Source organism: Brevundimonas sp. FG128, assembly GCF_057809775.1.
This window is the reverse complement of record NZ_JBMDKP010000001.1, coordinates 738,437-758,287: the sequence shown is the minus strand read 5'-3', so window position 1 is coordinate 758,287 and position 19,851 is coordinate 738,437. Positions and strand designations below refer to the sequence as shown.

The following is a 19,851-nucleotide window of genomic DNA, read 5'->3' as shown; positions in this document are numbered from 1 at the left end:
GGCCCAGAGACGAAAGTGCTGAGAATGGCTTACTTCGGACGCTTGGCGCCGTAGTGCGAACGGCGCTGCTTGCGGTCCTTCACGCCTTGCGTGTCGAGCACGCCGCGCAGGATGTGGTAGCGAACGCCGGGCAAGTCCTTCACGCGGCCGCCGCGGATCAGAACAACCGAGTGTTCCTGAAGGTTGTGGCCTTCACCGGGGATGTAGCAAACGGCTTCATAGCCGTTCTTGGCCAGACGGACCTTGGCGACCTTACGCAGAGCCGAGTTGGGCTTCTTCGGGGTCGTCGTATAAACGCGGGTGCAGACGCCGCGGCGCTGGGGCGAACCCTCCAGAGCCGGCACCTTGTTACGGGTGGGCTTGGGCTTGCGCGGCTTGCGGATCAGTTGGTTGATCGTAGGCATTCGAAACTTATCTCGACTTCTGATGGAGGCGTGTGTCTTTCGACCGAAGCGCCTCTCGCCTTCTTGTGAACGGGGGACCATCCCCTCGCCCGGGTGTCATCGAGACCGAGCGCATGACCCCCAAACAGCCCCGGTTCGCCTCGGCGAACCGAGAAACACAAAGGGCCGGAACGCGCGCTTTGGGCGTTCCGGCGGGCACAGCCCGTCCGTTAGATTGTCACGATCTCAGCAACCGGCGAACCGGCCACGCCTCGAAAGTGGGCGGCTTCTACGCGCGATAGGGGCCAAGGTCAAGAAGGCGGCGTTAACGCCTCGCCGCCGCCAACTTATCACTTAAAGCTTCGCCGTCTCCAATAGAACCGGAAGTTGCCTGAAACCCGCCACGCTTCGCGCCCAGCTTGATCTGACGGAGGGGCGATGACCGCAACGGCGATCAGTCGAACGGGACAGGTGCGGCTAGACTGGCGCAAGGCTGGGCTAGCAGCGACCGCCGTGGGCCTCAATGCGGGCGTGATCGCTCTGCTTTCACTGACGGACCTCGGTCCGCGCCATCGGCCGCTGCGAAACGAACCGATGATCATCTATCTGGACGAGCCCTGGCCACGGCTGGCGCGCGCACCGCAAGCGCTGGCTGATGACGCTGATGGACCTGCGTACGCAGCCCCGCCGCGCGACAGGAGGACTACGACGCGGGACGATTCGCCAGGACCGCAGATCGCAGATGCGGCGCCAGCCTCTGCGCCCTCGACCAATGACGCCAAGGATGACGCCATAGAGACCCGATGGCGGGTCGGTGCGGTCACGCCGGGATCAAGCGCCGCGATCCTGTCGTGCGACGCCCCGCATCGATTGTCGCCAGACGCCCGACATCGCTGCGAGGATCGATGGGCTGGAGCAGCGGCCGTTCCCACTATCCGGGGCACGGGCGATCCGCAGCGCGACGCCGCATTCGCTCGCCAAGGCGCGCGCCGTTTGGCGGCGTGGGAGGCTCAGCGCGCCGACCCGTCGCGCGTCAGGTCATCGTGCGAAAATCCGAACCCCGTGGCAGGATGTGCCGACGTGGACATTCGGATTGAACTCTTTTCCTCGCGTGACGGCCTGCTGCCCAACCTCAGAAAGCGTCGAGAATGACCGCCTTTCCCCTGCCCCGGTCCAGACAGCCCGACTGGCGAAAAGCGGGTCTGGCGGCGGCCTCGGTCGTCATCAACACCGCCTTGATCGCGGTCCTGTCCTTCACGGCCCTAGGCATCGACGGCCCCGTCGTCGTCCCCGAACAGCCGCCCGTCTATGTCGATATCACGCCCCGTCCTTTGCTGCCCGACGAGCGTCCGCGTGCGCCGGTCCAGGTCGCTCCGGCCAGTGACGCGACCCCAACAGCGTCCCAGACCGTCCGACAGACCCTATCGCCCCCCGACCGACCCAAGGACCAGCGGCAGGACGCCCGCCCCGCCCCGTTCCGTCCCCGGATCGCCGCGCCCTCGCCCCAGGGCGTTCCCGCCCCGGCCGACGCTTGGACCGTCAATCCGAATGACCGCTCGAACGCCATGGCCCGCGCCCTGCGTCAGGGCCTGATCGGCTGCTCCACGCCCCAGCAACTCAGCACCGCCGAGCGCGACCATTGCCGCGAGGAGGCCGAGCGGCGCGGCCGCAACGCCGCCCCCATCGCCGGCACCGGCAACCCCGAACGCGACGCCGCCTTCGCCCGCGAGGGCGCGCGCCGTCTGGCGGAATGGGAGCAGCGTCGACGTCCCCTGTCCGGCGGCGTGGGCGTGGTGGGTCCCGCGGACTGCGTCGGCTCCAACTTCGGCACGGGCTGCGCAGGGGCTCAGTTGCCTGACGTCCCCGGCGTGGACATGCGACAGGGCGCCGAGACGACGATCAACCGGGGCGAACGCCGCCGCCAGCAATAAAAAAAGGGCGGAGCCGTCGCCGGCGCCGCCCTCTTCATGTCTTCGCGTCCGAACCCGAAGATCAGCTTTCGCTGCTCTCCAGCTCCAGTTGCAGATCGGCCGGCAACGGCTCGATCGCATCTTCGCGGGCCGAGGTCAGCTCGGCGTCGCGATCGTTGGCGATCTTTTGCAGGGCCCGCAGATAGGCGCCCGTGCCGGCCGGGATCAGGCGGCCGACGATGACGTTCTCCTTCAGACCTTCCAGCATGTCCTTCTTGCCGTGGACCGAGGCGTCGGTGAGGACGCGGGTGGTCTCCTGGAAGGACGCCGCCGAGATGAAGCTGCGGGTTTGCAGCGACGCCTTGGTGATGCCCAGCAGGACGGGCTGGGTGGTGGCCAGACGGCCGCCGCGCTTCTCGACCTTCTGGTTTTCCAGAACGGCTTCGGCCACTTCGACGGTGTCGCCGCGGATCAGGGTGGTTTCACCCGAATCCAGGACTTCGACCTTCTGCAGCATCTGACGGACGATGACTTCGATGTGCTTGTCGTTGATCGGCACGCCTTGCAGTCGGTAAACCTCCTGCACCTCGTTCACCAGATACTCGGCCAGCGCCTCGACGCCCTGGATGCGCAGCAGGTCGTGCGGATCCGGGTTGCCGTCGATGATGTAGTCGCCCTTCTGGATCAGATCGCCGTCGTGAACGGAGATGTGCTTGCCCTTCGGGATCAGGAACTCGACCGGTTCGCCCTGCACGCCGTCGGCGTTGACTTCCGGCGTGATCTTGATGCGGCGCTTGTTCTTGTAGTCGCGGCCGAATTCGACGCGACCATCCATCTCGGCGATGACCGCGCAGTCCTTGGGACGACGCGCTTCGAACAGTTCGGCGACGCGCGGCAGACCGCCGGTGATGTCGCGGGTCTTGGCGCCTTCGGTCGGGACGCGGGCGATGATCTCGCCCGGCTTGACCTCGTCGCCGTTCGACACGGACAGAACCGCGCCCACGGGCAGCAGGTAACGAGCGTCAGAGCCCGAGGCCAGCTTGGCGTAGCCGTCGCCCAGGGTGACCCCCATGGCCGGACGCAGGTCCGAACCGCGCGGGCTGGCGCGCCAGTCGCTGACGACGCGCTGGGCGATGCCCGTCGCTTCGTCGGTTTCTTCCTTGACCGACAGACCTTCGACCAGGTCCTCGAAGCGCACGACGCCGCCGACTTCCGTCAGGATCGGGGTGGTGTAGGGGTCCCACTCCGCCAGGCGTTGGTTCTTCTTGACCTCGCTGCCTTCCTTGACCCGGATCCGGGCGCCGTAAGGCGCCTTGTGGGTCTCGCGATCCTTGCCGTCCACGACCACGGTCACGATGACGTTGCGGCTCATGGCCACCAAGTCCCCGTGCGCCGCGATGACGGTCGGGCCGGTGATCTTGGCCACGCCGGCGTTGGTCGCCTCCATGAAGGAGGTTTCCGCAACCTGCGCCGTGCCGCCGATGTGGAAGGTCCGCATCGTCAGCTGGGTGCCCGGCTCGCCGATAGACTGGGCGGCGATGACGCCGACCGCTTCACCGATGTTGACGTTGGTGCCTCGCGCCAGGTCACGTCCGTAGCAGTTGGCGCAGATGCCGGCTTCCGCCTCGCAGGTCAGGCCCGAGCGGACCTTGACCGACTGGACGCCGGCGGCCTCGACGACTTCGACCACTTCTTCCACCAGATAGGTGTCGGCGGGGAACAGGACGTTATCGGTGCCCGGCTCCTTGATGTCCTCGGCCGCATAGCGACCCAGGATGCGGGCGCCCAGCGAGACCAGCACGTCGCCGCCTTCCATGACCGCCCGCAGCGTGATGCCGCGCGTCGAGCCACAGTCGATCTCGGTGACGATCGAGTCCTGCGCCACATCCACCAGACGACGGGTCAGGTAACCCGAGTTGGCGGTTTTCAGCGCGGTGTCGGCCAGACCCTTACGGGCGCCGTGGGTGGAGTTGAAGTACTCAAGGACGGTCAGGCCTTCCTTGAAGTTCGAGGTGATCGGCGTCTCGATGATCTCGCCGGAGGGCTTGGCCATCAGGCCGCGCATGCCGCCCAGCTGCTTCATCTGCGCCTGCGAACCCCGGGCGCCGGAGTTGGCCATCATGAAGACCGAGTTGATGTCGGGGTTCTCACCCTCGATCAGCACGCGCGGTTGCGCAATCTCGCCCATCATGGCGTCGGCGATCCGGTCCGTGGCCTTGGCCCAGGCGTCAACGACCTTGTTGTACTTCTCGCCGCGCGTGATCAGGCCGTCGGCGTACTGTTGTTCGTACTCCTCGACCTGGGTGCGGGTTTCGGCGACCAGCTCGACCTTCTTGGCCGGGATCACGATGTCGTCCTTGCCGAACGAGATGCCCGCCTTGGCGGCCTCGCGGAAGCCCAGGCCCATCATCTGGTCGGCGAAGATGACCGTCGCCTTCTGACCGCAGTGGCGATAGACCACGTCGATCAGATTGCCGATTTCCTTCTTGGTTAGGTTCTTCTCGAGCAGGCGATAGCCGACGTTCGGGTTGCGCGGCAGCAGGGCCGCCAGCTTCATCCGGCCCGGCGTGGTGTCGATCACCTTCGTGATCTCCTTGCCTTCGGCGTCCTGTTCCGTCCAGCGCGCCTTGATGCGGCTGTGCAGGGTGACGACCTTGGCGTCCAGCGCGGCGTCGATCTCGCCGATGTTGGCGAACAGCTTGCCTTCACCCGGCTCGCCGTCCTTGACCAGCGACAGATAGTACAGGCCCAGGACGATGTCCTGCGACGGCACGATGATCGGCTTGCCGTTGGCGGGCGACAGGATGTTGTTCGTCGACATCATCAGGACGCGCGCTTCCAGCTGGGCCTCGAGGCTCAGCGGGACGTGAACGGCCATCTGGTCGCCGTCGAAGTCGGCGTTGAACGCCGTACAGACCAGCGGGTGCAGGCGGATGGCCTTGCCCTCGATCAGCTTGGGCTCAAACGCCTGGATGCCCAGACGGTGAAGCGTCGGCGCGCGGTTCAGCAGGACCGGGTGCTCGCGGATGACCTCGTCCAGGATGTCCCAGACGGCGGGCTGCTCGCGCTCGACCATGCGCTTGGATTGCTTGACGGTGCCCGACAGGCCCTTGGCGTCCAGGCGCGCGTAGATGAACGGCTTGAACAGCTCCAGCGCCATCTTCTTGGGCAGGCCGCACTCGTGCAGCTTCAGTTCCGGTCCCACGGTGATGACCGAACGGCCCGAATAGTCGACGCGCTTGCCCAGAAGGTTCTGACGGAAGCGGCCCTGCTTGCCCTTCAGCATGTCGGCCAGCGACTTCAGCGGACGCTTGTTGGCGCCCGTGATGACGCGACCGCGACGGCCGTTGTCGAACAGCGCATCGACGGACTCTTGCAGCATCCGCTTTTCGTTGCGGATGATGATGTCCGGCGCCCGCAGCTCCATTAGGCGCTTCAGGCGGTTGTTCCGGTTGATCACGCGGCGATACAGGTCGTTCAGGTCGGAGGTCGCGAAACGACCGCCGTCCAGCGGAACCAGAGGACGCAGTTCCGGCGGGATGACCGGCACGATGGTCAGGATCATCCACTCGGGCTTGTTGCCCGATTCCAGGAAGGCCTCGATCAGCTTCAGGCGCTTGGACGCCTTCTTGGCCTTCATTTCCGACGGGCTGTCCGCCAGCTCGCCACGGTGCTTTTCAGCCTCGGCGTGCAGGTCGATGCCCATCAGCAGGTTGCGGACGGCCTCGGCGCCGATCTCGGCGGTGAAGCCGTCATCGCCGAACTCTTCCTGATAGCGATAGAACTCGTCTTCCGTCAGCAGTTGGTTCTGCTTCAGCGGGGTCAGGCCCGGCTCGGTGACGATGTAGTTCTCGAAATACAGGACGCGTTCCACGTCCTTCAGCGCCATGTCCAGCATCAGCGAGATGCGCGACGGCAGCGACTTCAGGAACCAGATGTGGGCGACCGGGGCGGCCAGGTCGATGTGACCCATACGCTCGCGGCGAACGCGAGCCAGCGTGACTTCGACGCCGCACTTCTCGCAGATGATGCCCTTGTATTTCATGCGCTTGTACTTGCCGCACAGGCATTCGTAGTCCTTGGTTGGGCCAAAGATACGCGCGCAGAACAGGCCGTCACGCTCAGGCTTGAACGTGCGGTAGTTGATGGTTTCCGGCTTCTTGATCTCGCCGAACGACCACGACCGGATCTTCTCCGGCGAGGCCAGGGCGATCTTGATCTGGTCGAAGGTCGGGGTGACCGGGACCGGGTTGAAGATGTTCAGGACTTCCTGGTTCATCTTGTTTTCCTTCTGCGGCGGGGGCCGCGAAAATTATTCAGAGGGAGAGAGCGGATCCGTGAGTCGTGAGCCGTGAATCGTGAGGGCTGAACCCAGTCACGATTCACGATTCACCCATCACGCCTCAGCTGTTCTCCAGCTCCACGTTCAGACCCAGCGAACGCATTTCCTTGATGAGCACGTTGAAGCTCTCGGGAATGCCGGCCTCGAAGCTGTCGTCGCCGCGGACGATGGCCTCGTAGACCTTGGTCCGGCCGGCCACGTCGTCGGACTTCACCGTCAGCATCTCCTGCAGGGTGTAGGCGGCGCCGTAGGCTTCCAGAGCCCAGACCTCCATTTCCCCGAAGCGCTGACCGCCGAACTGCGCCTTGCCGCCCAGCGGTTGCTGGGTGACGAGCGAGTACGGGCCGATGGAGCGGGCGTGGATCTTGTCGTCGACCAGGTGGTGCAGCTTCAGCATGTAGATGTAGCCGACCGTGACCGGACGCTTGAACTGCTCACCCGTTTGACCGTCGTACAGGATCGACTGGGCCGACTTGTTCAGCCCCGCCTCTTCCAGCAGGCGTTCGATGTCGCCGATGTGCGCACCGTCGAAGACCGGGGTCGCGAAGGGCACGCCCTTGGAAAGGTTCTTCGCCAGTTCGATCAGCTCTTCCTCATCCTGCGGCAACGGGGTTTCCGGGCCGTAGATATGCGTCAGACGATCGATCAGGGCCTGCTTCTGACCACCACCCTGCCAGGCTTCCAGCAGACCGGAGATCTGCTTGCCCAGGCCGGCTGCGGCCCAACCCAGGTGGGTCTCGAAGATCTGGCCGATGTTCATGCGCGAAGGCACGCCCAGGGGGTTCAGAACGACGTCCACGTGCGTGCCGTCTTCCAGGTGCGGCATGTCCTCGATCGGCAGGATCTTAGAGATGACGCCCTTGTTTCCGTGACGGCCGGCCATCTTGTCGCCGGGCTGAAGCTTGCGCTTCACGGCCACGAAGACCTTGACCATCTTCATCACGCCGGGGGGCAGTTCGTCGCCGCGTTGCAGCTTCTCGACCTTGTCTTCGAAACGACGGTCCAGTTGCTTGCGAGCGTCTTCGAACTGGCGCTTCATCGCCTCCAGCTCACCCATGGCCTTCTCGTCGTCCAGGGCGATCTGCCACCACAGACCACGGCTGACCTCGGCCAGCTTCTCGTCCGTCAGCTCGCCACGGCCGATGCCCTTGGGCCCGGACACGGCGTTCTTGCCCACGATCAGCGGCTTCAGGCGGCCATAGACGTTGCGCTCAAGAATCTTGAGCTCGTCGTCGCGGTCCTTGCCCAGGCGTTCGATCTCGGCGCGTTCGATCGCCATGGCGCGCTCGTCCTTGTCGACGCCGTGACGGTTGAAGACGCGAACGTCCACGATCGTGCCGGCGACGCCGGGCGGCAGGCGCAGGGAGGTGTCGCGCACGTCCGAAGCCTTCTCGCCGAAGATGGCGCGCAGCAGCTTCTCTTCCGGGGTCATCGGGCTTTCGCCCTTCGGCGTGACCTTGCCGACCAGGATGTCGCCCGGCTGGACTTCGGCGCCGATGGCCACGATGCCCGCTTCGTCGAGGTTGCGCAGGGCTTCCTCACCGACGTTGGGGATGTCGCGGGTGATTTCTTCCGGGCCCAACTTCGTGTCACGCGCCATCACTTCGAACTCTTCGAGGTGGATGGAGGTGAAGACGTCGTCGCGCACGATGCGCTCGGAGATCAGGATGGAGTCTTCGAAGTTGTAGCCGTTCCAGGGCATGAAGGCGACGAGGGCGTTGCGGCCCAGGGCCAGTTCGCCCAGGTCCGTCGACGGGCCGTCGGCGATGACGTCGCCGGCCTTCACCTGGTCGCCCACGCGCACGATCGGGCGCTGGTTGATGCAGGTCGACTGGTTGGAACGCTGGAACTTCGACAGGCGATAGATGTCCACGCCCGAACGGGCGGCGTCCACGTCGCCGGTTGCGCGCACGACGATCCGGGTGCCGTCGATCTGTTCGACGACGCCTTCACGACGGGCGACCACGACGGCGCCGGAGTCCACGGCCACGACCGCTTCCATGCCGGTGCCGACCAGCGGCGCGTCCGACTGCACCAGAGGCACGGCCTGACGTTGCATGTTCGCGCCCATAAGCGCGCGGTTGGCGTCATCGTTTTCCAGGAACGGGATCAGGGCGGCGGCGACCGAAACGACCTGTTTCGGCGACACGTCCATCATGTCCACGGCGTCGCGGTTCAGCAGCTGGGATTCGCCGTTGATCCGGCCGGGGACCAGGTCCTCGACGATGCTGCCGTTCTTCAGTTCGATGTTGGCCTGGGCGATCGTGTATTTCGACTCTTCCATGGCCGAGATGTAGACCACCTCGCCCTGGGCCACGCCGTCCTTCACGCGACGGTACGGGCTCTCGATGAAGCCGTACTTGTTGACGCGCGCGTGGGTGGCCAGCGAGTTGATCAGGCCGATGTTCGGGCCTTCCGGCGTTTCAATCGGGCAGATGCGGCCGTAGTGGGTCGGGTGGACGTCGCGAACTTCGAAGCCCGCGCGCTCACGCGTCAGACCGCCCGGGCCAAGCGCCGAAAGGCGACGCTTGTGGGTGATTTCCGACAGCGGGTTCGTCTGGTCCATGAACTGCGACAGCTGCGACGAACCGAAGAACTCGCGAACCGCAGCGGCGGCCGGCTTGGCGTTGATCAGGTCGTGCGGCATCACCGTATCGATATCGACCGAGGACATGCGCTCCTTGATGGCGCGCTCCATCCGCAGCAGGCCGACGCGGTACTGATTTTCCAGCAGCTCGCCGACCGAACGGACCCGGCGGTTGCCCAGGTTGTCGATGTCGTCGATCTCGCCGCGGCCGTCCTTCAGGCCGACCAGGATCTGCAGCACCTTCAGCACGTCGTCCTTGCGCAGGACGCGGATCTCGTCGGAAACCTCGGGGGTCTCCAGGCGCATGTTCATCTTGACCCGGCCGACGGCCGACAGGTCGTAGCGTTCGCTGTCGAAGAACAGCGAGTTGAACATGTTCTCGGCGGCTTCGGGGGTGGGCGGCTCGCCCGGACGCATCACGCGATAGACGTCGAACAGGGCGTCCTCGCGGTTGTCGTTCTTGTCCACCCGCAGGGTGTTGCGCATGTAGGCGCCGACCGTGACGTGGTCGATGTCCAGCACGTCGATGGTGGTGAAGCCGTTTTGCTCCAGCACTTCGATGGTCGGGGCGTCCAGCTCGTCGCCGGCCTCGGCGAAGATCTCGCCGGTCTCGAAGTTCACGGCGTCATTGGCCAAGTACTTGGTGACCAGGGCGTCGGCGGCCAGCGACAGCGATGTCGTGGTGTCGCCCAGCTTCTTGGCGGCGCGTGCGCTGATCTTCTGGCCGGCCTGGGCGATCACTTCGCCGGTGTCGGCGTCGACCAGGTCGAACTCCGGCTTCACACCGCGCCAGCGCTCGGCCTTGTACGGCGTGACCCAACCCTCGCCGCGCTTCTCGTAAGGCACGGTCTCGTAGAAGGTCTTCAGGATTTCTTCGCCGTCCATGCCCAGACCCATCAGGAAGGTCGTGGCCGGCAGCTTGCGGCGGCGGTCGATGCGGACATAGACCACGTCCTTGGCGTCGAACTCGAAGTCGAGCCACGAACCGCGGTACGGGATCACGCGGGCGGCGAACAGCAGCTTGCCCGAGCTGTGCGTCTTGCCCTTGTCGTGGTCGAAGAAGACGCCCGGCGAACGGTGCATCTGCGAGACGATCACGCGCTCGGTGCCGTTGACGATGAAGGTGCCCTTGTCCGTCATGAGCGGGATGTCGCCCATGTAGACGTCCTGCTCCTTGATGTCCTTGACCGAACGGGCTCCCGTTTCCTCGTCGGTCTCGAACACGATCAGGCGCAGCTTGACCTTCAGCGGCGCGGCATAGGTCATGTCGCGCTGGATGCACTCCTCGACGTCGTACTTCGGCTCTTCGAACTCGTACGAGACGTATTCCAGGATGGCGCGTTCGTTGAAGTCCTTGATCGGGAACACCGACTTGAAGACCGCCTCGATGCCCTGCTCCTTGCGGACGCCCGGACGGACCTCACGCTGCAGGAACTGTTCGTAGGAAGCGCGCTGGACCTCGATCAGGTTGGGCATCGCCACCGCTTCGGGGATACGCCCGAAGGATTTGCGGATGCGCTTCTTGCCGGTGAACGAGGTGGCGGAAGCGATCTGACCGTTAATGGCGAGATCGTGGGCGACGTCAGTCATTCAGTGTTTCCCATGACGCGCGACCCGGGGAAGTCGCGCGTGAAATGCAGCAGCCACGGCGCGCGTTTCCGCGTCCGCAGCCAGGGTTTCGGCATCCACCCTCGGCCCGCTGCCGGGCCAGGACGCCTGAAATGTACCGGCTCCCTGGGGAAGGAGCCGCGCCTTCGCACGGTCGGAGGGCGACGGACCGGGCCTCGGCGCTTGCGCGCAGACTCATATGGAGTGTTGCGGAGAGACGCACATATACGCGCATTCGCGACGAAATAAAGGCCCCCGAGGAACCTTTTCCTCCCCGTCGCTCGCGATGGGGAGGGGGACCGCCGGCGCAGCCGGTGGTGGAGGGGCTGCATCCTCATAACCGCCGTTGCAGAGGCCAACCACGTCATCTAGCGTCGCCATATGACACGCATCGCCCTGCCTCTGCTCGCCCTTCTCGCCCTGTCCGCCTGCGCCACGCACGGCGAACCCGTCACCTATGCCGAAACCGCCTCGGCCGCCGCCCGCGCCGCCGCCCAGGTCGCGGGCCAGACCTCCCAGACCCCGCAGCAGGCCTGGGACGCCGGCAACACCGCCTATCTGGCCTGGAACGGCGCCCGGCGCGGCTGGACGACCACCGAAAGCGGCCTGCAATACCGCCGCGTCGGCAAGGCCCACCCCAACGGCGCCCAGCCCATGGCGACCGACACGGTCAAGGTCCACTATCGCGGGACCTTCATCGACGGGCGCGAGTTCGACAGCTCCTATTCCCGCAACGAGCCCGCCGAGTTCCCCCTGAATCGCGTCATCAAGGGCTGGACCGAGGGCGTCGCCCTGATGCGGGTCGGCGAAATCTATGAGTTCGTCATCCCCGCCTCGCTCGGCTACGGCTCGCGCTGGGTCGGCGGCGACGAGCTTCCGCCCAACTCGACCCTGCGCTTCTCGGTCGAACTGCTTGAGGTCAAGCCGGCGGGCTGAACGGACAAGGGGTCGCGGTGCGGAACGCCGGTCCAGCCTGCACCGTTGGCCCCATCATGATCCGCACCCTCCTCCCCGCCGCCTTCGCCGTTCTGATCGTGGCGACCACCGCCTCCGCCCAAGACTTGGGCCAGGACCGTCCGACCTACGGGCCCCGGCTGGAAGGCTACGACTACCCCTTCCCGGTCCGCACCTACGCCTTCACCTCCCAGCGCCAGCCGCTGGAGATGACCTATATGGACGTGGCCCCGACCGGGCCGACCAACGGCCGCACCGCGGTGCTTCTGCATGGCAAGAACTTCTGCGCCGCCACCTGGGCGCCCACCATCCGCGTCCTGGCCGACGCCGGTTTCCGCGTGATCGCCGTCGATCAGATCGGCTTCTGCAAGGCCTCCAAGCCCGCCGCCTATCAGTTCAGCCTCCCGCAACTGGCGACCAACACCAGGGGCCTGCTCGACAGCCTAAACATCGACCGCGCCGTCATCGTCGGCCATTCGATGGGCGGCATGCTGGCGGCCCGCTTCGCCATCCAGCATCCCGACGCCGTCGAGCGCCTGGTTCTGGTCAACCCCATCGGCCTGGAGGATTGGCAGGCCGAGGGCGTCCCCTACGCCCCGCTGGACGCCGCCTACGCCAACGAGCGCCGCACCAGCTTCGACAGCATCAAGGCCTATCAGCAGAAGGTCTATTACGACGGCCAGTGGCGACCCGAATACGACGAGCCCGTCGCCATGCTGGCGGGCATGTACGCCGGCCCAGGCGGCGAGGCCGTCGCCTGGAACCAGGCCCAGACCTCGGACATGATCTTCACCCAGCCGATCGCGCATGAGTTCGCCCGCATCGCCGCCCCCACCACATTGATCATCGGCGGAACCGACCGCACCGCCCCCGGCGCCAACCGCGCCTCGCCTGAGACTCAGGCCCGTCTCGGCCAGTATCCCGCCCTTGGCCGTCGCACCGCCGAGGCCATTCCCAACGCGACCCTGGTCGAATTCCCCGACCTCGGCCACGCCCCTCAGACCCAGGATCCGGCCCGCTTCCACGCGGCCCTTCTGGATGCGCTCGATTAGGCATTTAGGATGGCGGGAGGGCGCCAACCATCACAATGTCGCTGCTGAATAGCCGCCGTTTCAATGGCTTGGCGATTTTTCAGGGCGTTTTGCCAGCCTGAGTTAAAAGCGCGCGCATGATTATCGGCATGACCGATCACATCCGCCACCTGCCCGATTCCCCACCACCCCAGACGCGCCGCTCGGCCGAGACCTGGGCCGCCGCCCGCGCCGACTATCTGGCCGGTGGTTTCGCCGTCGAGGTCTGCGAGCGCCACGGCCTCAGCCTGTCGACCTTCCGCTGGCGCGCCCGCACCGAAGGGTGGCGACGATCGGACCAGCCGCACGGCGCGGTGTTCGAGCCGCTGGACAGCTATGAGATGGAGATCATCGATCAGAGCCTGCCCTGCAACGCCGCCGACATGGCGCGCCTGGCTTGGTCGAACGCGTCGCGCGCCATGCGAGACGGCAAGCTGATCGAAGCGCGCGGCTGGTCGCGGCTGCACAGCGACCTCGTCGAAATGGCCCGACAAGACGCCGAGCGCCTACATTTCGCCAGGCTGAAGGCGGAACGGGATCAAGGCGCCAGTCTCAGCGCCGCGCCGCCGCCCCTGCGGCCGATCGAGGAGGATTGATCAAGTTGCACTTTCTTGCACCTTGCACTGTTTTTCGGGGTGCAGTGCAACTTCGGACCGCCTCCCAAGGTTGACGCGTCGCGTCCTGCGGCAGAGTGTCACGGCCGCTTTCCCGCAGTCGCCTGAAGAGTCCGTGATGATCCGATCCCGCCTGAGCGCCCCCACCCTTGGCATGGGCCTCGCCCTTCTGCTGGCCTCTGCGGCGCCCGCCGCCCTGGCCCAGCAGGCCTCGACCTATCCGCCCGCCCTGCCCGCGCCCCTGCCCCCGATCCCCGACGCTCAGGACGTCGCCTATCCCGGCGTCGTCAAGCTGGACATCGACGCCACCAACCTGGCGCAACATATCTTCGCCGTGACCGAGACGATCCCCGTCGCCCAGGCCGGTCCGATGACCCTGTTCTTCCCGGAATGGCTGCCCGGCAACCACGGCCCCGTCGGCCCCATCACCCAGCTGGCCGGCATCGAGATCACCGCCAACGGCCTGCGGGTCGAGTGGGTGCGCGACACCCTGCATCCCTTCGCCTACCACATCACGGTTCCCGCAGGCGCGACCGAGCTGAAGCTGACCATGCAGCACCTGTCGCCGACGACCGGCAATCAGGGCCGCATCACGATGACGCCCGAGATGCTGAACATCCAGTGGGAGAAGATGCTGCTCTATCCCGCCGGCCACTGGTCGCGGAACATCACGGTCCAGCCCACGGTCAAGTTCCCGACCGGCTGGCAGTTCGGCACGGCGCTGGAGCCCGAAAGCAAGGCCGGCGACGTCCAGACCTTCAAGCCGGTGAACCTCGAGGTGCTGATCGACAGCCCCGTCTTCGCCGGCGTCCACTATCGCCAGATCGATCTGGATCCAGGCGGCCGCTCCCCGGTCCGCGCCAACTTCGTCGCCGACAAGGCCGCCAGCCTGGAGGCCACCGACGAGCAGATCCAGATCCTGCGCAATCTGGTCGACCAGATGGACCGCCTGTACGGCGCGCGCCACTTTGACCACTACGACTTCCTGATCGCCATGACCGACAAGCTGGGCGGCATCGGTCTGGAGCATCACCGCAGCTCGGAAAACTCGGTCGATCCCGAGTTCTTCACCGGCTGGGCCACACATCTCGGCGACCGCGACCTGCTCAGCCACGAGATGAACCACTCGTGGGACGGCAAATGGCGCCGCCCCGCCGACCAGTATGTGCCCAACTTCAACAGCCCGATGCAGAACAGCCTGCTGTGGGTCTATGAGGGCCAGACCCAGTTCTACGGCCAGGTGATCGCGGCCCGCTCGGGCCTGCTGACCAAACAGCAGGCGATGGACTCGCTGGCCATGACCGCCGCCGCCTACGACACCCGCGTTGGCCGCGAATGGCGCGCCATGCAGGACACCACCAACGACCCGATCATCAGCCAGCGCCAACCCAAGGGCTGGCTGTCCTGGCAGCGTGACGAGGACTACTACTCGGAAGGCCAGCTGATCTGGCTCGACGTCGATACGACGATCCGGGAGAAGACCAACGGCCGCAAGTCGCTCGACGACTTCGCCAAGGCCTTCTACGGCGTCCAGGACGGCAGCTTCGATCCCGCCCCCTACACCTTCGAGGACGTGGTCCAGACGCTGAACGGCGTGGTGGCCAACGACTGGGCGACCTTCCTGCGCACCCGCCTCGACGGTCATGGTCCCGGCGCGCCGCTGGACGGCCTGACGCGCGGCGGCTGGCGGCTGGTCTACGCCGAGACGCCCAGCGACTATCAAAAGACCCTGTACGGCGAGTTCAAGCGCAACGACTTCACCTATTCGCTGGGCATCCAGACCGGCGAGAAGAACGCGATCCGCAGCGTCCAGTGGGGCAGCCCCGCCTTCAAGGCCGGCCTCGCTGCGGGCATGGAGGTCGTGGCCGTCAACGGCCAGGCCGCCGACGCCGATCGCCTCGCCGCCGCCGTCACCGCCGCCAAGGATCCCGCGACCTCGGTGACCCTGATCGTCAAGGACGGCGACCAGTACAAGACCGTCGTCCTCGACTACCACGACGGCCTCCGCTACCCCCGCCTCGAACGCATCGAGGGAACCCCCGACCGCCTCGGCGACATCCTGACGCCCCGAAAGCGTTAAACGACTGCCCTTCTCCCATTGGGAGAAGGTGGCCCCGAAGGGGTCGGATGAGGGTCGGGTCGCGGGCCAAGTCGCACCACTCGCCCCTCACCCTTTCGCCTTGCGGATCGCCTGCGGCTCTCCGAGGCTCAAGCCCTCTCCCAAAGGGAGAGGGTTCGGGTCGCGGCCATCTGTCCCTTGACGCATCGCCCCCCGCCCCCGACGGTGTGCGCCTGCTTCACCTTCGGATGACCTGATGCCGCGTACCCGCCTGACCGCCGCCTGCCTCGCCGTTCTGATCACGGCCGCCGCCGCCCCGGCCCTGGCCCAGACCTTCCAGTCCACCCCCGTCGTCGTCGATGCGACCCAGGCCCCGCTGGCCCTGCCCCGCGCCCAGCCGGCCATCCCCGCGCCCCAGGATCAGCCCTATCCGGGCGTCATCCAGTACCGCGCCGACATCACCGATCTCGACCGCCGCATCATCAATGTCACCGAGCGCATCCCGGTGGCCGGCCCCGGCCCGCTGACGCTGCTCTATCCCAAGTTCCTGCCGGGCAACCACGCCGCCACCGGTCCGATCCAGCTACTGTCGGGCCTGACCGTGACGGCGAACGGCCAGCGGATCGAATGGCTGCGCGACACCCTGGACCCTTACGCCTTCCATCTCGACATCCCGGCGGGCGTGACGACCATCGACGTCGCCTTCCAGCAACTGACTCAGCCCGACAGCTCCAACTGGCGCGTGCTGATGACGCCCGACATGGTCAATCTTCAGTGGGAGAAGGCCATCCTCTACCCGGCCGGCTATTACAGCCGCCAGATCCAGGTCGCGCCCACCGTCGTCATGCCCCAGGGCTGGAACTACGGCACCGCCCTGTCCACCGCCTCGCATGAGGCCGGCGTCGCCACCTTCGCCCCCACCGACCTCTACACCCTGATCGACAGCCCCATCTTCGCCGGCGCCCACTATCGCCGCGTCGACATCGATCCGACCGGAGAAGCGGTCCACCTCAACATCCTCGCCGACGAGGCCAAGGGGCTCGCCGCCACCGACGACCAGTTGAAGCTGTTCGAAAACCTGGTGACCCAGGCCGACCGCCTGTTCGGCGCCCGCCATTTCGACCACTACGAATTCCTGTTCGCCCTGACCGATCAGATGGGCGGCATCGGGCTGGAGCATCACCGCTCCTCCGAGAACACCGGCGCCCCCGACTTCTTCACCGCCTGGGCCAAGAGCGCCGGCGACCGGGGCCTCTTACCTCACGAATACACCCATTCCTGGAACGGCAAGTTCATGCGCCCGGCGGACGAACTGACCGCCAACCACAACGTCCCGACCCAGAACACCCTGCTGTGGGTCTATGAGGGTCAGACCGAATACTGGGGCGACGTCCTCGCCGCCCGCTCGGGCCTGCACGCCAAGGAGATCGCCCTGGCGACCCTGGCCGGCGTCGCCGCCTTCTATGACAATCAGCCGGGCCGGGAGTGGCGCGCGCTACAGGACACCAACAACCACAACCTGCTGGGCTACCGCGTCCCCGGCCAGTTCCCCTCGTGGATGCGCGGCACCGGCGACTACTACCGCGAAAGCCTGCTGGTCTGGCTGGACGCCGACACCCTGATCCGCGCCGAGACGAACGGGCGCAAGTCGCTCGACGACTTCGCCCGGACCTTCTTCGGCCACGACGACGGCTCGTGGACGCCCCAGGGCTATACGTTCGAACAGCTGGTCGCCGCCCTGAACGCCGTCCATCCCCACGACTGGGCCGGCTTCCTGCGCAGCCGCCTCGACGCCGTCGGCCCCGACGCCAAAGCGCCCCTCGCCGGCATCGAACGTGGCGGCTGGCGCCTGACCTACACCGACGCCCCGACCGAGACCGAAAAGTCCGTCCAGCGCGGCTGGACCAACGATTTCCAGTATTCGCTGGGCTTCACCCTCAGCGGCGACAAACTGGCCAACATCCGCTGGGGCGGCCTCGCCTTCGAACAGGGGATCGGCGCCGGCTGGAGTCTGGTCGCCGTCAACGGCAAGGCCGGCTCGGCCGAAGTGTTGCGCGACGCCGTCACCGCGGCCAAGGGAACCGCCGCCCCCCTCGACCTGCTGCTCAAGTCCGGCGACCGCTTCCGCACCGTCGCCTTCGACTACCACGAAGGCCTGCGCTACCCCCGCCTGGAACGGATCGAAGGCACGCCCGACCACCTGTCGGACATCCTCGCCCCCCGCCGACGCTGACCTGACATCACCTCCCCGTTCGCGCAGGCGAACGGGGAGGACAGGCGATCGCGTCAGCGAGCGCCAGGAGGGGGCGACTCGGTGTCTGAAGCCGGCCGATTCATCACCACGGTCGGAGTCGCCCCCTCCTGATCGCTAGCGCGATCTGTCCTCCCCACGCGCCTCCGCGCGCGGAGAGGTGAACCCTACTTCAACATCCCCAGCAGCGCCTCCGCCGCCTCGCGCGACGAGGCCGGGTTCTGGCCCGTCACCAGCTTGCCGTCGACGACCACATACGACCCCCAATCCGGCCCCTTGGAATAGTCGCCCCCATTGGCGCTCAGCACGTTCTCGACCAGGAACGGCACCACCTCCGTCAGGCCCACGGCGTCTTCTTCCGAGTTCGTGAAGCCCGTCACCTTGCGACCCTCGACCAGCGGCTTGCCGTCCGCCCCATGGACCGACTTCAGCACGCCCGGCGCATGGCAGACGAAGGCCGTCGGCTTGTCCGCGCTGGTGAAGGCTTCGATCAGGGCGATGGAGTCCTTGTCGTTCGCCAGGTCCCACAGCGGACCGTGCCCGCCGGGATAGAAGACCGCGTCAAAGTCGTCCGCCTTGACCGACGCCAGTTCGACCGTCGTGGCCAGCAGGCCTTGCGCCTCCGCATCCGCCTTGAAGCGTCGCGTGTCCTCGGTCTGGGCGTCGGCGTCGTCGCTCTTGGGATCCAGGGGCGGTTGGCCGCCCTTGGGCGAGGCCAGCACGATCTCGGCGCCAGCGTCCTTCAGCGCGTAATAGGGCGCCGCCAGCTCCTCCAGCCAGAAGCCGGTCTTCTTGCCCGTATCGCCGAGCTCGTCGTGCGAGGTCAGCACCACCAGGATTTTCATGAGATCGTTCCTTGTTCGTCCGGCGTCACAGATGGGCGTCGAACCGGTCGACCGCCACTGCGAACCAGCGACTGAAACGAAAACGGGGCCGGTGGTTTCCCACCGGCCCCGCGATCTTCAGCAGTGCTGAGACCCAGATTACTTGATCTGGACCTTGGCGCCGGCTTCCGTCAGCTTCTTGGCGACTTCGTCGGCGGCTTGCTTGGAGACGTTCTCGACGACGTTCTGCGGAGCGCCTTCGACCAGGTCCTTGGCTTCCTTCAGACCCAGGTCCGAACGCACGCCACGGACTTCCTTGATCACGTTGATCTTCTTGTCGCCACCGTCGATCAGGACGACGGTGAATTCGGTTTGCTCTTCGGCGGCTTCAGCCGGAGCACCGCCACCGGCGGCCGGAGCAGCCATGGCGACGGGAGCGGCGGCGCTGACGCCCCACTTTTCTTCAAGCAGCTTCGACAGTTCAGCAGCTTCGAGAACGGTCAGAGCGGACAGGTCTTCGACGATCTTGGCGAGGTCAGCCATTGTCAGTTTTCCTTCGGAGGATTGGTTTTAGAGAGTGATGCAGAGATGAAAGGCTGGGCCGCTTACGCGGCTTCCTTGGTGGCGTAGGCGTTGAACACGCGAGCCAGCTGACCGGCGGGTGCTTGCAGCACGCCAGCGATACGAGTCGCAGGCGCGTTGAGCAGGCCGATGAGTTGGCTGCGGACTTCGTCGAGCGTCGGGAGCTTGGAAAGAACTTCCACGCCCTTCTGATCGACGACGGTGTCGCCCATGAAGCCGCCGATGATCTTGAAGCGATCATTGGCCTTGGCGAACTCGGTGGCGACCTTGGCGGCCGTACCGGGGTTCTCGGCGTATGCGATGCCCACGGGGCCCTTGAACAGGCCGTGGAATTCGCTGCCTTCTTCGGCTTCGAGCGCCTTCAGCGCCAGGCGGTTCTTGACCACCTTGAACGCGGCGCCTTCTTTACGAAGGCGGCCACGCAGATCTTCCATTTCCGCAACGGTCAGACCCAGGTTGTGGGTCACGACCACGGAGCCGGCGTCGGCGAATACGCCCTTGAGCGTCTCGATCGACTCGGCTTTTTGAGCGCGGTCCATTGCGGTCTCCAGTCTTGGTATTCGCCGCCGGGCTTATTCCCGACGACGGATTGGCCAAAGCGCAATGCATCGCTGCACAGCGTTCGGGCCGGTCGTATTGTCCGAAGGATGCGTCTGACGGCGTCCAT

At 66.0% G+C, this 19,851-nt stretch carries 12 protein-coding genes; 6 read left to right on the top strand and 6 right to left on the bottom strand.

The window, feature by feature from the left end:
• Positions 1 to 29: 29 nt before the first annotated feature.
• The gene (gene rpsL / locus ACODSC_RS03770) at positions 30 to 404 is read right to left on the bottom strand and encodes a 30S ribosomal protein S12 (protein WP_008260482.1); all 375 of its coding nucleotides are present in this window, start codon (positions 402 to 404) and stop codon (positions 30 to 32) included.
• A 1,127-nt stretch (positions 405 to 1,531) separates the two neighbouring features.
• On the opposite strand from rpsL, the gene ACODSC_RS03765 reads away from it, so the two are divergent.
• Positions 1,532 to 2,314 (top strand): hypothetical protein, encoded by a 783-nt coding sequence (locus ACODSC_RS03765; RefSeq protein ID WP_488811920.1) that lies wholly within the window; start codon positions 1,532 to 1,534, stop codon positions 2,312 to 2,314.
• Positions 2,315 to 2,375: 61 nt separating this feature from the next.
• On the opposite strand, the gene rpoC is transcribed toward ACODSC_RS03765, so the two are convergent.
• Together rpoC and rpoB are read right to left on the bottom strand one after the other, a co-directional pair.
• Positions 2,376 to 6,572 carry a DNA-directed RNA polymerase subunit beta' gene (gene rpoC, locus ACODSC_RS03760; protein WP_488811918.1) on the bottom strand — a complete coding sequence of 1,399 codons (4,197 nt, stop codon included), beginning with the start codon at positions 6,570 to 6,572 and terminating at the stop codon, positions 2,376 to 2,378.
• A 124-nt stretch (positions 6,573 to 6,696) separates the two neighbouring features.
• On the bottom strand, positions 6,697 to 10,812 hold the full coding sequence (gene rpoB, locus ACODSC_RS03755; RefSeq protein WP_488811916.1) for a DNA-directed RNA polymerase subunit beta: 4,116 nt from the start codon (positions 10,810 to 10,812) through the stop codon (positions 6,697 to 6,699).
• A 399-nt stretch (positions 10,813 to 11,211) separates the two neighbouring features.
• On the opposite strand from rpoB, the gene bamJ reads away from it, so the two are divergent.
• From bamJ to ACODSC_RS03730, 5 genes are all read left to right on the top strand, one after another.
• Positions 11,212 to 11,766, top strand: coding sequence for a BamJ family beta-barrel-assembly machinery protein (gene bamJ, locus ACODSC_RS03750; protein WP_488811914.1), 555 nt, complete (start codon positions 11,212 to 11,214; stop codon positions 11,764 to 11,766).
• A gap of 56 nt (positions 11,767 to 11,822) precedes the next feature.
• A complete protein-coding gene (locus tag ACODSC_RS03745; RefSeq protein WP_488811912.1) occupies positions 11,823 to 12,836 on the top strand; it encodes an alpha/beta fold hydrolase in 1,014 nt (337 codons plus the stop codon).
• A 128-nt stretch (positions 12,837 to 12,964) separates the two neighbouring features.
• Positions 12,965 to 13,450 (top strand): hypothetical protein, encoded by a 486-nt coding sequence (locus tag ACODSC_RS03740; protein ID WP_488811910.1) that lies wholly within the window; start codon positions 12,965 to 12,967, stop codon positions 13,448 to 13,450.
• A gap of 136 nt (positions 13,451 to 13,586) precedes the next feature.
• Positions 13,587 to 15,548 carry a M61 family metallopeptidase gene (locus tag ACODSC_RS03735; protein WP_488811908.1) on the top strand — a complete coding sequence of 654 codons (1,962 nt, stop codon included), beginning with the start codon at positions 13,587 to 13,589 and terminating at the stop codon, positions 15,546 to 15,548.
• 235 nt (positions 15,549 to 15,783) lie between these two features.
• Positions 15,784 to 17,760 (top strand): M61 family metallopeptidase, encoded by a 1,977-nt coding sequence (locus ACODSC_RS03730; RefSeq protein WP_488811906.1) that lies wholly within the window; start codon positions 15,784 to 15,786, stop codon positions 17,758 to 17,760.
• A gap of 185 nt (positions 17,761 to 17,945) precedes the next feature.
• On the opposite strand, the gene ACODSC_RS03725 is transcribed toward ACODSC_RS03730, so the two are convergent.
• From ACODSC_RS03725 to rplJ, 3 genes are all read right to left on the bottom strand, one after another.
• Positions 17,946 to 18,623, bottom strand: a complete 678-nt coding sequence (locus ACODSC_RS03725) for a type 1 glutamine amidotransferase domain-containing protein (RefSeq protein WP_488811904.1) — start codon at positions 18,621 to 18,623, stop codon at positions 17,946 to 17,948.
• 138 nt (positions 18,624 to 18,761) lie between these two features.
• Complete coding sequence (rplL, locus tag ACODSC_RS03720; RefSeq protein WP_292021141.1) at positions 18,762 to 19,145, bottom strand: 50S ribosomal protein L7/L12; 384 nt, start codon at positions 19,143 to 19,145, stop codon at positions 18,762 to 18,764.
• 62 nt (positions 19,146 to 19,207) lie between these two features.
• Positions 19,208 to 19,723 (bottom strand): 50S ribosomal protein L10, encoded by a 516-nt coding sequence (gene rplJ, locus ACODSC_RS03715; RefSeq protein ID WP_488811902.1) that lies wholly within the window; start codon positions 19,721 to 19,723, stop codon positions 19,208 to 19,210.
• Between the last annotated feature and the right edge of the window lie 128 nt (positions 19,724 to 19,851).

What these genes read in the sequence shown, in the direction of transcription:
- rplL (WP_292021141.1), bottom strand. Translation starts at nt 19,145, where the DNA reads ATGGCTGACCTCGCCAAGATCGTCGAAGACCTGTCCGCTCTGACCGTT.
- ACODSC_RS03740 (WP_488811910.1), top strand. Translation starts at nt 12,965, where the DNA reads ATGACCGATCACATCCGCCACCTGCCCGATTCCCCACCACCCCAGACG.
- rpsL (WP_008260482.1), bottom strand. Translation starts at nt 404, where the DNA reads ATGCCTACGATCAACCAACTGATCCGCAAGCCGCGCAAGCCCAAGCCC.
- rpoC (WP_488811918.1), bottom strand. Translation starts at nt 6,572, where the DNA reads ATGAACCAGGAAGTCCTGAACATCTTCAACCCGGTCCCGGTCACCCCG.
- rpoB (WP_488811916.1), bottom strand. Translation starts at nt 10,812, where the DNA reads ATGACTGACGTCGCCCACGATCTCGCCATTAACGGTCAGATCGCTTCC.
- ACODSC_RS03725 (WP_488811904.1), bottom strand. Translation starts at nt 18,623, where the DNA reads ATGAAAATCCTGGTGGTGCTGACCTCGCACGACGAGCTCGGCGATACG.
- ACODSC_RS03745 (WP_488811912.1), top strand. Translation starts at nt 11,823, where the DNA reads ATGATCCGCACCCTCCTCCCCGCCGCCTTCGCCGTTCTGATCGTGGCG.
- bamJ (WP_488811914.1), top strand. Translation starts at nt 11,212, where the DNA reads ATGACACGCATCGCCCTGCCTCTGCTCGCCCTTCTCGCCCTGTCCGCC.
- ACODSC_RS03730 (WP_488811906.1), top strand. Translation starts at nt 15,784, where the DNA reads ATGCCGCGTACCCGCCTGACCGCCGCCTGCCTCGCCGTTCTGATCACG.
- rplJ (WP_488811902.1), bottom strand. Translation starts at nt 19,723, where the DNA reads ATGGACCGCGCTCAAAAAGCCGAGTCGATCGAGACGCTCAAGGGCGTA.
- ACODSC_RS03735 (WP_488811908.1), top strand. Translation starts at nt 13,587, where the DNA reads ATGATCCGATCCCGCCTGAGCGCCCCCACCCTTGGCATGGGCCTCGCC.
- ACODSC_RS03765 (WP_488811920.1), top strand. Translation starts at nt 1,532, where the DNA reads ATGACCGCCTTTCCCCTGCCCCGGTCCAGACAGCCCGACTGGCGAAAA.